Raw genomic sequence first — 15,321 nt, 5'->3', positions numbered from 1 at the left:
TCATTCTCCCTCGTTCTATAGGTATTTTGCGCTTAGTCTCAATAACTCTTCTTGATCTGTGTCTTTGGTATTAACAATTCCGGAAAGATATCCGTTTGACATAACGCCAATACGGTTTGTAATCCCCAAAATTTCAGGCATTTCGGATGAGACAACAATAATTGTCCTGCCCTGCTTTGCCATCTTGATAATCAACTCATATATCTCGTATTTCGCACCGACATCAATTCCTCTTGTCGGTTCATCCATCATAAATACCTGCGGTCCACGTTCCAGCCATTTTCCAAAAATAACCTTCTGCTGGTTTCCTCCTGAAAGGTTTGAAATCATATCATTCGGTCCCATACATTTGGTCCGCATAGTCTTAATTTCTTCTGCTGTTGCTTTTTCCATTTTTGTATCAGAAAGAGCAATTCCTGATTTATACTGATTCAGGTTCGCTATAGTCGTATTAAACGTAAGGTCCCCCTTCAGGAAAAGACCATTTGCCTTACGCTCCTCCGTAATCATGGCAAACCCATGTTCCATTGCGTCTCTTGCATTTTCAAAGTTCATCAGGTGGTTATTAAAATATACACGTCCTGCCGCTCTTGTACGCACTCCAAAAATCGTCTCCAGCAGTTCCGTACGTCCCGCTCCCACCAAACCATACAGTCCAAAAATTTCTCCTTTCCTTACATCAAAAGATACATCCTTCAAGTAAGGCTCAAACTTTGTAGATAAATGCTGAACGGACAGAACCACATCCCCCGGCGTATTATCTACAGGCGGAAAACGATTCTCCAGGGAACGTCCAACCATTGCCGTGATCAGTTCGTTCATATCTGTTTCTTCTGTACTCTTTGTCATAACGAGATTTCCGTCACGAAGCACCGATATTTCATCACAGATCTCAAAAATTTCATCCATTTTATGTGATATATAGATCAGAGCGATTCCCTGCTCTTTCAGCATTCTCATCATCTCAAAAAGTTTTTCTACTTCCTGTACTGTAAGAGAAGAAGTCGGTTCATCCAAAACGATTACTTTTGAATTGTAAGAGATTGCCTTCGCAATTTCACACATCTGCCGCTGAGAGACAGACATATTCCGCATTGGCTGAGACAAATTGACTGTCATTCCCAGTTTTCTGAAAAGTTCAGACGCTTCTTTTTTCATTCTGCCCTCATCGATTACGCCAACTGCATTTACCGGATACCGTCCAAGGAACAAATTATCAACTACATTTCTTTCCAAACACTGATTTAATTCCTGATGAACCATAGCAATCCCGTTTTCCAGCGCCTCTTTTGGTCCCGAAAAACTTACTTCTTTCCCATCCAGGAAGATATTTCCCTCGTCTTTTTGATAGGTACCGAAAAGGCACTTCATCATTGTTGATTTTCCAGCACCATTTTCCCCCATAAGTCCCATAACTGTCCCCGCTTTCACATCTAAATTGATGTGAGTGAGAACTCTGTTTCTTCCAAAGGACTTACTCATATTCCGTATCGATAAGACGATATTATCTTTCTTATCTGCCATGCTTTTTTACTCCTGTATACTTTAGAATTTTTGTATTTTTACACAAACGGTTACAGTCCTTTTCACACAGACGCCTTTCTCCAAAACGCCTGATTCCAATCACCGGAAGTACCAAAAGGCACATTCTGGGATTGTAAGCGGTCTCCATTGCAAAAATATTAGGGAGAATTCCTTCTCCCCAATAAATCTGCTTATCCTCATTAATTACTTAAGTAATGATGTATAGGAAGCCGCATTGTCTGTTTTTACCATGTTAATTGCAAACGCATCATACTGATCAGGATTTCCAAGACGATTCGTAATGTTGGATTCTGTCTGTCCGTCACCGCCAATGTACTCAACTTTTAAATTAAGAAGATCATCATAATTCTTAAGAAGAGGCTGGTATGTAGAACTTAAGAAGTTGTCAGCTGCATTGTAAATATTCAGCCATACTTTCTTTTCCGCATGTTCTTTCTTATCCAACTGGTTAGATACCGGTTCGTATACCTTTGTGGAATCTGTAAATTCCTGATAGTTGTCAGCTGTAACCGCTACGTTCAAAGCATAATAGGAACGCTGTTCTTCATTGTATGTATACACATCATCTGTCAGAACATTACCTGCTTCGTCAGCTGTACCGATACCTGTATCAATATCCACGCCGTCCAGCGCATTACGGATAACACGTAAGGTCAGATATGCCTGCACATCTGCATGCTGGCTGATTGTTCCGCCGTAACCCTCTGCAATAGCTGCTACCGCATCATTGTTTGCATCATATCCAAAAGTAGGCACTTTATTTGCTTTTGACCATGCATTGAACATAGACATTCCCATTCCATCATTGTTGGAAACTACAACATCTATATCTTCTCCAAAAGAAGAGGACCATGTACCGATTGAATTTCCGGCTGTAGCAGCATCCCATGTTGCTCCTGCAGAGTTCTTCATCTCTTGAGAAGCAAGTTCTCTTACTACAAATTTCTTTCCGCCAACTTCAATCTCTCCATCCTTTACAGCAGATGCTGTTCCGTCTGTATTTGTTCCTATAGGAGCGCTGTTGATATCTCCGTTATCTTCTACGCCTGTACCAAGAGCTTTACGAACGCCTCTTGTACGTGCAATAGAATCATTGTGTCCAATATCGCCGATAGCCAAAACATAACCGATCACTCCGTCGCCGTTGCGGTCTATTTTATCGATATTTTGTTCAATATAATCTCTTACCATTGTTCCCTGGAGCTCAGCACCCTGATTTGCATCGAATCCTACATAATATGTATCTTCGTTGAAATTCAAAGCTGTCATATCCAGCTCTCCGGTAGAACTGTTTGACGGCTGTCTGTTAAACCACACTAACGGTTTGTCCTTGTTTGCCACATCCGAACTGGAGGAGTCGTTTGATGATGTTTTTCCACTGTCAGATGTTCCTCCGCACGCAGTAATAGACAGCGCCAGCGCTGCTGCCATTGCAATTAAAACTACTTTTTTCTTCATACATTTTCTCCCTTCTTCTCGTTTCTTTGTACTTGTTTTTGTTGATACTGACAGTATATCTGAATTTGTATAAATAAAACATAGAATATTTTTTTATTTATATTGAATTTTTTAAGATTTTATTAGTTATATCATATAATATTTATAATTTTCTTCTTTCCTTTTCCGTCATTTTTACTCAACACATTTTTAATCTTATATACAATCACCGGAAGTTCCAAAAGGCGCATTCCTAGATTGTAAGCAGTCGCCAAACAAAAAAACAGAAAGCCGATGATACATCGCTCACCGTCTTTCTGTTTCGCATCTGCCTTTCCGGTATATTCTTTTTCCCGTTTCCACCGACACATATTCTTTAAATACACAATGCGCTCTTTGCGCTGTACAGATTATTTCTTTACTGAGAAACGAAATGCCGTGTGTGCAGCATATTTTTCACCGGCATGACACACCGGACTAGGAAAATTCACATGATGAACTGCATCCGGATAGCACTGTGTTTCCAAACACACTGCGCTTCTTTTTCCATATACCGCTCCATCTTTTCCCTTTTCATTTTCTACAAAGTTTGCTGTATAAATCTGCATTCCCGGGCGATCCGTATAAGTTTCCATCACAATGCCGCTTTCCTCCGCCTCAAGTTCCGCCACTTTCTCAAAATTCCCTTTATTTTTCAAAACCCAGTTATGATCATAGCCGTTTCCAAACCTCAGCGGTTCATACTCTTCCTCAATCCGATCCCCTATTCTTCTTCCCTCACGGAAATCCATAGGAGTATTCTCGACCGGAAGGATCTCCCCTGTCGGTATTGACTGTGCGTCTCCGGGTGTAAAATAATCCGCTTCCAAAGTAAGCGTATGCTGTAGTATATTTCCACTGTTATGTCCATTCAGATTAAAATAACTGTGATTTGTCATATTCAGAATCGTATCTTTATCCGACAAAGCTTCATAGCAAATGTCAAGCGTATTGTCTTCAGCAAGACTATATGTTACATATATGTCCGTTGTTCCCGGGTATCCCTGATCCCCGTCAGGACTATGCAATTTAAAACGAACAGATGTCTCCGTCACATTTTCTGTCTCCCAAATTCTTACATTATAAAAATCTGTGCCGCTGTGCAGATTATTCCCATTGTCATTTCCTGTCAGATAATATGTCTTCCCGTTCAATTCAAACTGCGCGCCGCCAATCCGATTTGCATTCCTCCCAACAATCGCTCCAAAAAAGCAGGTTCCCGCTTCATATCCGGCTGCATCCTCATATCCAAGGACAACATCTGTCATGACGTCCTCCTTATTTTTCACTTTCAAACTGACCAGCGTTGCCCCCAAGTCAGTCACTGCTGCCTCCATTCCGCTTTCGTTTCTTATTACATAGAGACAAGCCTGTTTTCCTTCCCTTGTACGACCAAATTTCTTTATCATTTCCATATCCTTTCTTCCTTTCTCTCTGCTGCATTTTCACGACTTTCATTCCCGTACGGATATTCATCGTCTCCTGCGCTTCTTTTCTTCCTGTTCTCATTATATAATCAGCATGTTCCAATAGCAAGAGAATATCGAAGAAGGCTAACAAAGCATTCGGAACAGGATCGGCTAATCATGTCCTGATTTTCAATAAATATTTTACTTCTGTAACAATAAAAGACTTATTATAATTTAACTCTTTCTGTTATTTGTGAATGCAGCATTCTAATCTATCTTTTTATATAGATTAAATCCGTCATCCCGTTATATGATTGCGTTTTTACCAACTTTAACTTAATTTCATGGTCAGCCTTTTCAAAAAGCCGAATACCGAAACCCAAAATCGTCGGAATCACAGTAATATAATAACAGTCAATAACATCCTCTTGAACCAACTGCTGGATAAGGTTTGCTCCGCCACATATCCAAATTCCTTTTCCGTTTTCTTCCCGCAGTCTTTTTATCAGTTCAACAGGATTTTCATTGACAAAACGGATTTTATCGGAAGATGTTTTTGGCTTGTGTGTTACAACATAGGATGTAAAATCATCATAAATCCATTCGTCCGGTGAAAGTTCAGTAACAATCTGATGATAAGTATTCCACCCCATTATCACAGTATCAATGTCTTTCACAAATTCAGAATATGAGTCAATGTTATCGTCATCATTGCCCTGTCCGGTCAGCCACTCAACGCTGCCTTTGCTGTCTGCAATATATCCGTCAAGGCTCATTGCAATAAACAAACTGATTTTTTTCATAAGTTCTCCTTTTGATTCATAAATTGGATTTACGCCAAGACCACCTACAATGCGCTCGCTGTCTAAGCAAAGATACCAACCATATTCTGTTTCATGATTGAGATAGGCCTCCATGCATTCAAGATAAGCTTCTTGTGGCACTTCCCATTTATCATAAAACCATGTGGCTGCTTCTTCTTTTAATTCAGGTTTTTGTCTTAAAGTAACATAGATATATTCATTCATATCCTTATCTCCAACTTCTAATTTATCATTCCTTTACCATCACATAATTTGTAAGAAAAATTCCTTGTCTTTCTACCTGTTGTTCTTTTACGACTTTGTATCCTCTCTTTTCAAAAAATGGTCTTGCCGTAATAGAAGCGTGCGTCGTTACATTTTTCTTAACAAATTGTTCCAGTCTGTCACAAATAGCAGTTGCAATGCCTTTTCCTTGATGGTCTGCATGAACAAATAAGCGGTCAAGATATCCTGTTTTATCTATATCACCAAAACCGACAATAACATTGTTTTCAACAGCGACAACACTATAATGTTCTTGCAACGACAAATCCCATTTTTCCAAATCCACCTGTCCCGTTGCCCAAACATTTAACTGCTCTTTCGTATAATCTTTTGCATTAACAGTATGTACCGTATTATAAAACAGTTCTGTCAATTCTTTGCAATCTGATTGCTGATACTGCCTAATATCCACTTCTATTCCCTCTAACATTTTGTTTTAACAAATACAAATTCAAATCTTCCATTACTTTACAAGTTGCAAATCTACCTCTTACTCGGAAAGCAATCTTTCAAGTAAAATCTTTCGGTTATTAATAAACATAATGAATAAAAATATCTTTTACTGGCAGTTTCACTTCAAATATAATGGAAACCAAATATGAATGCAAAACCAGTCTCCCTCCATCTGTGCATCAATCTCTCCACCCATTTTCAATACGAATCCTTTTGTAATGGAAAGACCAAGTCCTGTCGAATTTTTACTTCTTGCTTCGTCTGCTTTATAAAAACGTTCAAATACTCTTTGAAGATCGATCTCACTCGGGTGTTCTACTTTATTTTTAAATACCAGCTCCGCCCTATTTCCCTTCTTTTCAAGCCGGATCTTCAGCTCTTTGTTTCCATGATCCAACCCGTTTTTCATAATATTCTGTATGACCCTTCTGAGCGCCTGTCCATTTCCCATGATCATTACCGCCTCATCCGTAAGTTCAAATTCCGGGACAATTCCTTTCTCTGCCCATTCATCATAATAGGAAAATAAAGTTTCTTTTAATATCTGCGTTAAATTTTGACGTTCTTTCTTTAATTCGTATGTTTCATTTTTCAGTTTTGTATAAGTGAACAGTTCTTCCAACATCTCTTTCAGACTTTCGATCCGTTCCTGAATAATTCCGATATACCGTTTTCGATCCGCCTCATCCGAACAAGTTTCCAGCAGTTGAAAATATCCGTCCATCGATGTCAAAGGCGTCCTTATATCATGTGACAAATTCGTATATGTATCAGCGATCATCCGCTCTTTTTTTACATATTGCGCCGCTTCTTCTCTTCTCTCCTTGAGCATCTCGTTCAAAAGATCTGTCAATTCTTTTATCTTCCCCAGTTTAATTTCTTTTGTAATAAGCATATTGCTCTCATGTTCTTTGAGAAAACGCAGTTGGCGGCAGATATCTTTTATCTGCCGCATGTAACTGACTAATATGCAAACTAATACAATAATAACTCCGACTAAAATCCCAACTATAACATACATATTAAATATCCCGTTTCTTAAACACAAAACTTCCCAGACAAATCGCCGCCGCTGCAAATACGATTGCAACCAACAAAGAAGTGACTGCCATTTCTGATGTAATATTCATTCCAAGAAGTGTGATCTTTCCGCTTACAGTGTAATTGATCATATGGAAATTTCCCATCCCTGCTTTTGCGATCGTACGATCAATAAAGCTATAAAAAATGATAAGCGCGTTCATGCACAGGCAAATACCGATCACAATGCTGACCACATTATTTCTGATAAGAAGCGCTATGCACATTACGATCATCAAAAGCGCAAAGTGCAGCATCGTCTGAAGCAGAAAATAAAGTGCAAACTCTTTTTTATCTCCCAGCACAAATTCATGGAAACATACTTTGTTTGACGCTGCCTGCACAACAAAAAATAACGCCATCGTCAACACTGTATACAAGAACAAAGAGACCGCTTTGGCACATACAAGCAGGCTTTTGTTTTTCACTTGACCTGCAATATTTTTCACAAATCCGCTCGTTATATCCGCCGTAGAATACAAGATCGTAAATATGATCATAAATACTGCTACTACCTTGCCTTTTATATTTGCAAAAAACATATCGAACACCGAAACCTGTTCTCCCGGTTTCGTCGGAGGCGTCACATCCATCCCAAGATTCACCTGCCCGCTTTCTTGTTCTTCCATTGTATATTCATAATTCTGCTGCTGATCCTCAAGAGAATATGTATTCATTTCACCGGCAGTAAGCGCTGTTGTCGCAATGATAAGAACGGCAAAAATCATCCATATCACATACAGACTTTTTGTTTTAAACATACGGAACAATTCCATTCGCATCATATTAAGCATTGCGGACACCTCCTGTCAGATTCAGAAAATAATTTTCAAGTTCTTCACTTGTAATTCCAATCCCTTTTACGCAGACGCCTGCTTTTGCAAGTTCCATATTCACCATTGCGCTTTCATCAAGTCTCTCATATACATGGATCGTATTCTTATCTACTACCTGATAGTTCCGAAATCCCATTTGATCCAGCACCGGAAGCGCCTGTTTCGGATCGTCAAGCAATATTTCTATCCGTTCACCGCAGCGCAGCATCAACTCTTCTTTCGTAATTTCCTGTACCAAAGTCCCGTTATGGATGATCCCGTAATGGGTTGCGATTTTAGACAGCTCTTCTAAAATATGACTGGAAATAATGATCGTCATATTCTGTTCATCCCGAAGTTTAAGAATCATATCGCGAACCTCCGCAATTCCCTGAGGATCCAATCCGTTGATCGGCTCGTCAAGCAATAGCAGATCCGGTTCTCCGACAAGCGCCATCCCGATTCCAAGACGCTGTTTCATTCCAAGTGAAAAATGCTTTGTTTTTTTCTTTCCTGCATCTGATAGACCGACCGTCTCTAATATATTTTCAATATATCCCCGATCATTAATCCCGAACAATTTACATTTTACCGCCAGATTATCATAAGCGGACAAATTTCCGTACAGCCCCGGCGACTCGATCAGACAACTGATTCTTGAACGCACGTTTTTCAACTGAGCATTCTTATATCCGAACATCTCAATCTCGCCTGAAGTCGGTTTCGACAGACCGCTGATCATTTTCAGAAATGTCGTCTTTCCTGCTCCATTTCTTCCTATAAAGCCGTAAATCGAACCTCTTTTCACATGAAGATTCACGCGATCTACAGCTTTATGATGACCGAACTGTTTTGTCAATCCGTGTGTTGTCAATAAATATTCACTCATCTTATTTCTCTCCTTTTCTTTATCTGCTCTCATTCTATAAATAAATTACTAATCAATCGCAAATAAAAAGTAAAAAAAGAGTAAAGATTACGGGTGAAGCCGATACCCGATTCCCCATACAGTCTCAATATACTCTTTGTCCGTCACAGCCTTGATCTTCTTGCGGATATTACTTATATGTACGTCCAGTGTTTTCGTCTCTCCCATATACTGCTCTTTCCACGCATATTCAAACATCTCTTCTTTACTGAACACTTTTTTCGGATGTTTCAATAAAAGTTCCAAAATGGAAAACTCTTGTTTTGTAATATGCGGCAATTCTGTTTTCTCTACTTTCACAGTAAAATTTTCCCTGTCAAGCTCCATTTCCTGATAAGTAAGCCGACGTCTTTTTTCTTCTGCACATCCTGTTTCCGTCCTTCTGATCTGTACTTCTACCCGAGCGATCACTTCTTTAATATCAAACGGCTTTGTCACATAGTCGTCTGCGCCGCCCCGCAAAACTTCCACCTTGTCATCGATTGTATCTTTTGCCGTGAGAATAATTACCGGCGTATTGCCCTTTTCCCGAACGTCTTTAAGTACTTCCTCACCCGGAATTCCCGGAAGCATTAAATCAAGAAGTACAACCGAATATTGATTTTCCTGCAAAAGCATTCTCGCTTCTGTTCCAGAAAATGCCTGTGTACATCTGTACCCTTCTTTATCAAGCGCTTCCCTTAAAAGTCCGTTAATATTCACATCGTCTTCCACGATCAATATCGAATTTCTATGTTCCATCTCTATCCTCGTTCCTGAACCTTTCATGAAATTTCATCCCACAGTGTAAACCCTAAGATCAAAAATCCGCCTGCCATCCGGTCATTATTTCTCCCAAAACAAAAACAATAAGATACGAAACCGAATCCCCTCTGTGTTTATTTCCTTCCCATTAATCTTCCGTCATTTCCTTACAGACATCGACCCATCCCAAAGCATCGGAAGCCTGCTCCAGTTCAGAAATCGTAAGTTTTACCGCGCTGTGATCGTTTCCTGCCGCCGGATACACTATTTCAAACCTTTTCAGACTTTCATCCAAATAAACATCGATTCCCTCTTCAGCCCCGAATGGACACACCCCGCCCGGGGCATGTCCTGTCATCTCTTCCACTTTTTCAAAAGGAATCATTTTTGCTTTTGTATGAAATGTGTCTTTATATTTTCTATTATCTATTTTAGCGGTTCCTTCCGTCAAAATAAGCACCGCTTTCTCGCCCTGAAGAAAAGACATTGTTTTGGCAATCATTCCTTCCTCAACCCCGAGAGCTTCCGCCGCCATTGCAACAGTCGCCGTAGAATCTTCCATCTCGATCACACGATCTGCAAATCCTTTCTTATCTAAATATTCCTTCGCTTTTTCTAATGACATGTCTTTTCCCTCCTGAACTATCTTTCTATTCTGCCTGTTTTATCCATAGCATACAATATTCTTTTTCTCCGGTTTCCGCATCTGTGTCTTCTTTTTGGATACAGAATCCTTCCCTTTCATAAAATCGTATGGCTCTTCTGTTTTTTGCATATACATTCAATTCCAGTTTTTCTCTCTTCTGTTTCACAAAATCTAGGAGCTGCTTTCCGACACCTTTTGAGCGAACATCTCCTCTGACAAAAATCCCTGCCGCATAGTCTCCGTCCAGTCCGATAAACCCAAGTATCTCTCCTGTTTTTCCGGTTGTGTCTTCTTCCTCCCGGACATAGATTTCCGCCTGCAAAAACATTGCCTTAACTACATCTTCATAGCGTTCCCAATAACATGGATCAATGAAATCATGTACCTCTTTATTCGAATCAAGCCAAATTTTTGCCACTGCATCCAAGTCATTTTTTTGAAATTTCCTGATCATCTCTTTCTGCCTCTCTCATACAATACCGCTTCCTTTCGTCTCTTCATCCTCAAGATTTTAAAACGACATCCGTCTATGTAAAATCAAACAAAGACAACTGATTGCTTTGAGGAAGATCTCCGAACATTCCCAATTCTGCCATCAGATCGATCACTGTTTTGCTGACTTTCGTCCGTTGCCTGAAATCATCAAGCGACAGATAGGGTCCGTCTTTTGACGCCTCTTCTACAGCCTCGGCAGCTTTATCTCCCATTCCTTCAATACTTGCAAACGACGGCATAAGTTTCCCGTCTATGATCTGAAACATCTTTGCTTTTGCCTTATAAATGTCGATCGGGACAAACTCGAATCCGCGGGCATACATTTCCTGAACGATCTTCATATCTTTTAATACGTCCTGCTCTTTCTTACTCAGTTGATCCCCTTTGCTTTTATATTGTTTTATATGGTAATTCAATGTCTCTTTTCCCTGACACATAAGCGCGTAAGAAAAAGCGTCCGCCCTGATTCCAAAATATGCCGCATAGTAGGCAAGAGGATAATTAATCTTACAGTAGGCAATCCTGTATGCCATCATAACATATGCTGCGGCATGGGCTTTCGGGAACATATAGCTGATTTTCTTACATGACCAAATATACCAGTCCGGTACGTCTTGTGCTTTCATCGCTTCTTCCCATTCCGGTTTCAGCCCTTTTCCTTTTCGCACACTCTCCATGATCGTAAATGCAAGAGCGCTTTCCACTCCTTTATTAATAAGATAGATCATAATGTCATCTCGAGTACAGATTGCGGTAGAAATCGTCGCCTTTCCTGATTTTACAAGTTCCTGCGCATTTCCAAGCCACACATTCGTTCCGTGAGACAATCCGGAAATACGGATCAGATCTGATAATGTCTGTGGTTTCGTATCCTGAACCATCTGGATAACGAAGTCTGTTCCAAATTCCGGTATTCCCAAACTTCCGATCTTACATCCGTCAATATCTTCAGGCTTGATCCCGAGTACGTCCGTTCCGTGAAACAGTTCAATTACATTTTTATCGTCAAGAGGAATCTCCGTCGCAATAAACGGATGGTCTGCATTGTACTCATTTTCCATAGCATCCGATGTAATATAGTCTTCCAAAGTACGGATCATCGTCGGATCATCATGTCCGAGAATATCTAATTTCAGCAAGTTGTGATCGATGGAATGATAATCAAAATGAGTCGTTGTGATCCCACATTCCATATCATTTGCGGGATGCTGAACCGGAGTAAACTCGTTAATATCATGCCCGTGAGGAAGAACGACAATTCCCCCCGGATGCTGTCCCGTACTTCTTCGAATTCCTGTACAGCCTTCCGTGATTCTTTCTATCTCACATTTCCTCTTTCTCTGCTCATGCTCTTCGTAATAATTACGAACAAATCCATACGCCGTCTTATCTGCCAGCGTACCGATCGTTCCTGCTTTAAATGTATGTCCTTCTCCAAAAAGGACTTCGGTATATTTATGTGCTTTTGCCTGATAATCTCCCGAAAAGTTCAAGTCAATATCCGGTTCCTTATCTCCCTTAAATCCAAGAAACGTCTCAAAAGGAATATCAAATCCCGCCTTCACAAGCTGTTCCCCGCACACCGGGCACTTTTTATCCGGCATGTCATATCCGCATCCTCCTGCAAACGCACGAACTTCATCGGACTCAAAATCACTGTAATGACATTTCGAACAATAATAATGCGGACTTAACGGATTTACCTCTGTAATTCCTGCCATAGTCGCAACAAAGGAAGAACCGACCGAACCTCTTGAACCTACAAGATACCCGTCTGCATTTGACTTCCAAACAAGTTTTTGAGCAATGATATACATAACCGCATATCCGTTTGAAATAATCGAATTGAGTTCTTTTTCTAATCGGGCGGAAACCTGTTTCGGAAGATCTTCCCCATACATCTCGTGAGCTTTTCTATAACAAATATCCCTTAACTCCTGATCTGAATTTTCAATGACAGGAGGACATTTATTCGGATTGACCGGGGAGATTTTCTCAATCATACCGGCAATCTTCACCGGATTATCTATAACGATCTCCCGTGCTTTCGCTGCCCCGAGATAAGAAAATTCTTCCAACATCTCATCTGTCGTACGAAGGAACAACGGAGGCTGCTTATCTGCATCATCAAATCCCTTTCCTGCCATAATGATTCTTCGATATACTTCGTCGTCTGGATTTAAAAAATGTACATCGCACGTTGCAACAACCGGCTTTCCAAACTTTTCTCCAAGTTCCACGATCTCTCTGTTGATATTCTGCAAGTCTTCGATCGAATTTACATCTGTGATACGCTTACTCTCGATCATGAACTGATTGTTTCCAACAGGCTGGATCTCATAATAATCATAAAATTCCGCCAAACGCGCGATCTGCTGGGCGGATCTTTTTTCGTGCACTGCCTGGTACAACTCACCTGCTTCACAGGCGCTGCCGATCAGAAGACCTTCCCGATGCTCATTCAACAGACTTTTTGGAATCCGCGGCCTCCTCGCGTAATAAGTCATATGAGACTGTGAGATCAACTGATACAGATTATACCTGCCGATATCATTTTTTGCTAAAATAATAATATGATTCGTCGGCATTTTTCGAATTGCATTTGTATTCCTGTCTCCGTAGCGGTTTACCTCTTTTAAAGTCATCACTTGATCTTTCTTTAACATTTCTGCGAATTTGATAAAAATTTCTGCGGTCGCTCCCGCATCGTCCACAGCGCGATGATGGTTTTCAAGTGAAATATTCAATGCTTTCGCTACGATATTCAATTTATATTTTGACAACGTCGGCAGAAGAACCCGCGCCAAAGCTACCGTATCAAGAAATGCAAACTCGTCCGAAAGTCCGAGCGCCCTGCAGTTCTGCTCAATAAACCCGACGTCAAACCCCGCGTTGTGCGCGACAAGAACACCATCCCCCACAAAAGAAAGAAATTGAGGAAGGATGACATCGATTGTCGGTGAATCCATAACCATCTCATCGGTAATACTTGTCAGGTTCGTAATCTCAAAAGGAATCGGACGTTTTGGATTTACAAACGTGCTGAAACGGTCGACAATCTTTCCGCCGGTCACTTTCACTGCCCCAATCTCTATGATCGCGTCCTGAATCGAACTAAATCCCGTCGTCTCAATATCAAAAACGATATAAGTATCATCAAGTGTTTGATCGCCTGCGTTTACTGCAATATCCGTCAAATCATCTACAACATAGCCTTCTACACCATAAAGGATCTTAAACGGATCCTCTTTATCAAGGGTTTCAATATAGTGATTTGCGTCCGGAAATGCCTGAGCCACACCGTGATCGGTAATGGCGATTGCAGGATGCCCCCAGTCATGCGCTCTTTTCACAATATCTTTTACTTCTGACACGCCGTCCATATCGCTCATTTTCGTATGGCAGTGGAGTTCTACACGTTTTACCGGGCTTAGATCTTCTCTTTGCACTGTGAAATCACCGATTTTTTTAATCCCCGTTATCGAAACGATCGTCAGTTCCCCATCAAATTTATCGATGGTCGTTACTCCTTTCAGTTTGATAAACACTCCTTTTTTCAATTCTCCTAAGATTTCAGGAAGCTGTTCGTTTTTCGCAAACATCTTCACCGTAATCGTATCAGTGAAATCTGTCACAGAAAATATAATAATCGTTTTTTCGTTTCGGATCTCTCTTGTATCAAAGCTGATAATCTTACCGTGGATCGTAATCTCTCCCATCTCTGTAATTACCTGATCCAAAGCAATCGGTTCATCCTCAAAATTTCGTCCGTAGATAAGATTCGGATCATCTCCGATTTTAACCGGTCGATAAAAATCTTTCTTTCGGAATTCGTTCTTTTTAAATTCGCCTTTCTTGAATTCTCCTTTTGACATTTTTCCAGAGGTTTTGGAAGACGCACTGCCTTTCTTTTCCGTTGAAAGGGATACTCCTTCCGCCTTTTCTGAAGAATCCTCTTTCGAAGATTTTCCATTCTCTTCTTGTCCCAAAGGCGCTTCCCCCTGCTGTCTCGCCCGTCTCTCAAAAATGGCATTGATTTCCTGCTGAATCCTCTGCTCATCATATTCTCTGTTTTTCGTAACATCCGGCTCCCGATAAGCCACCCGGATCTTCGCCGGAATGTGAAATCTATTTTCGTAAATCTCCTTTAGCAAATCTACGATCTCTTCTTTTCGACCTTCTGAAACGATCGTATTAAGCAGCTCCAGACAGATCGTGTCTCCTTCCTCATACTGTATGTCTGCCTGTGCAAACATATTGGAAGCAAGCATACTTTTTTCTTTTAACTCAAGAATAATACTTTCCTTATATTCCTTCATAAGCGCTTCCGCAGTATACTGCCCAGAAAGAAGATAGTCCTCTACAATGCGCACTGTAACTGCCGTTTTCCCGAACAACTGCTCTTTAATACTTTGTTCCATCTGAAAGATCTGCTTCTTCTGAATAAGATGTCTGCTGAAAATATATACGTTAAGAAAATCACGCCGGGAATTCGTCGTGATTTTCTTAACTTCCACATCTGAAAACAACAGACGGACATCATCGTCTGCCTTCAGAGTAGGAAATACATGAAAAAATTTTTTATCTTCTCTTACTTGTTCCAAATTGACAGCTCCTATATCTTCACTTACATGAAACTTCC

The 15,321-nt window shown here is 40.5% G+C and carries 13 protein-coding genes; all 13 read right to left on the bottom strand.

From position 1 onward, the window contains the following. Nucleotides 1–15 precede the first annotated feature (15 nt). Complete coding sequence (locus tag RCH61_RS00965) at nucleotides 16–1,524, bottom strand: sugar ABC transporter ATP-binding protein (RefSeq protein ID WP_306479599.1); 1,509 nt, start codon at nucleotides 1,522–1,524, stop codon at nucleotides 16–18. Nucleotides 1,525–1,728: 204 nt separating this feature from the next. Continuing rightward, on the bottom strand, nucleotides 1,729–3,003 hold the full coding sequence (locus tag RCH61_RS00960; RefSeq protein ID WP_306479598.1) for a substrate-binding domain-containing protein: 1,275 nt from the start codon (nucleotides 3,001–3,003) through the stop codon (nucleotides 1,729–1,731). A gap of 131 nt (nucleotides 3,004–3,134) precedes the next feature. After that, on the bottom strand, nucleotides 3,135–3,368 hold the full coding sequence (locus RCH61_RS00955; protein WP_306479597.1) for a hypothetical protein: 234 nt from the start codon (nucleotides 3,366–3,368) through the stop codon (nucleotides 3,135–3,137). A gap of 24 nt (nucleotides 3,369–3,392) precedes the next feature. Beyond that, nucleotides 3,393–4,436, bottom strand: a complete 1,044-nt coding sequence (locus RCH61_RS00950; protein WP_306479596.1) for an aldose epimerase family protein — start codon at nucleotides 4,434–4,436, stop codon at nucleotides 3,393–3,395. A gap of 266 nt (nucleotides 4,437–4,702) precedes the next feature. Then, a complete protein-coding gene (locus RCH61_RS00945) occupies nucleotides 4,703–5,233 on the bottom strand; it encodes a dihydrofolate reductase family protein (RefSeq protein ID WP_306479700.1) in 531 nt (176 codons plus the stop codon). A 250-nt stretch (nucleotides 5,234–5,483) separates the two neighbouring features. After that, on the bottom strand, nucleotides 5,484–5,930 hold the full coding sequence (locus tag RCH61_RS00940) for a GNAT family N-acetyltransferase (protein WP_306479595.1): 447 nt from the start codon (nucleotides 5,928–5,930) through the stop codon (nucleotides 5,484–5,486). Nucleotides 5,931–6,089: 159 nt separating this feature from the next. Further along, nucleotides 6,090–6,992: a sensor histidine kinase gene (locus RCH61_RS00935; protein ID WP_306479594.1), complete on the bottom strand. Its 903-nt coding sequence runs from the start codon at nucleotides 6,990–6,992 to the stop codon at nucleotides 6,090–6,092. 1 nt (nucleotide 6,993) lies between these two features. Beyond that, a complete protein-coding gene (locus RCH61_RS00930) occupies nucleotides 6,994–7,845 on the bottom strand; it encodes an ABC transporter permease (RefSeq protein WP_306479593.1) in 852 nt (283 codons plus the stop codon). Next, nucleotides 7,838–8,755, bottom strand: a complete 918-nt coding sequence (locus RCH61_RS00925) for an ABC transporter ATP-binding protein (protein ID WP_306479592.1) — start codon at nucleotides 8,753–8,755, stop codon at nucleotides 7,838–7,840. The genes RCH61_RS00930 and RCH61_RS00925 overlap by 8 nt, the downstream gene beginning before the upstream one ends. Before the next feature lie 87 nt (nucleotides 8,756–8,842). Beyond that, a complete protein-coding gene (locus RCH61_RS00920) occupies nucleotides 8,843–9,535 on the bottom strand; it encodes a response regulator transcription factor (RefSeq protein ID WP_306479699.1) in 693 nt (230 codons plus the stop codon). A 151-nt stretch (nucleotides 9,536–9,686) separates the two neighbouring features. Beyond that, nucleotides 9,687–10,163, bottom strand: coding sequence for a YbaK/EbsC family protein (locus RCH61_RS00915; RefSeq protein WP_306479591.1), 477 nt, complete (start codon nucleotides 10,161–10,163; stop codon nucleotides 9,687–9,689). 25 nt (nucleotides 10,164–10,188) lie between these two features. After that, nucleotides 10,189–10,638: a GNAT family N-acetyltransferase gene (locus tag RCH61_RS00910; RefSeq protein ID WP_306479590.1), complete on the bottom strand. Its 450-nt coding sequence runs from the start codon at nucleotides 10,636–10,638 to the stop codon at nucleotides 10,189–10,191. 73 nt (nucleotides 10,639–10,711) lie between these two features. Continuing rightward, nucleotides 10,712–15,283, bottom strand: coding sequence for a PolC-type DNA polymerase III (locus tag RCH61_RS00905; RefSeq protein WP_306479589.1), 4,572 nt, complete (start codon nucleotides 15,281–15,283; stop codon nucleotides 10,712–10,714). Between the last annotated feature and the right edge of the window lie 38 nt (nucleotides 15,284–15,321).

Source organism: Mediterraneibacter sp. (assembly GCF_030825015.1).
Classification (GTDB): Bacteria; Bacillota; Clostridia; order Lachnospirales; family Lachnospiraceae; genus Mediterraneibacter.
This window is presented reverse-complemented; position numbering and strand designations above follow the sequence as displayed.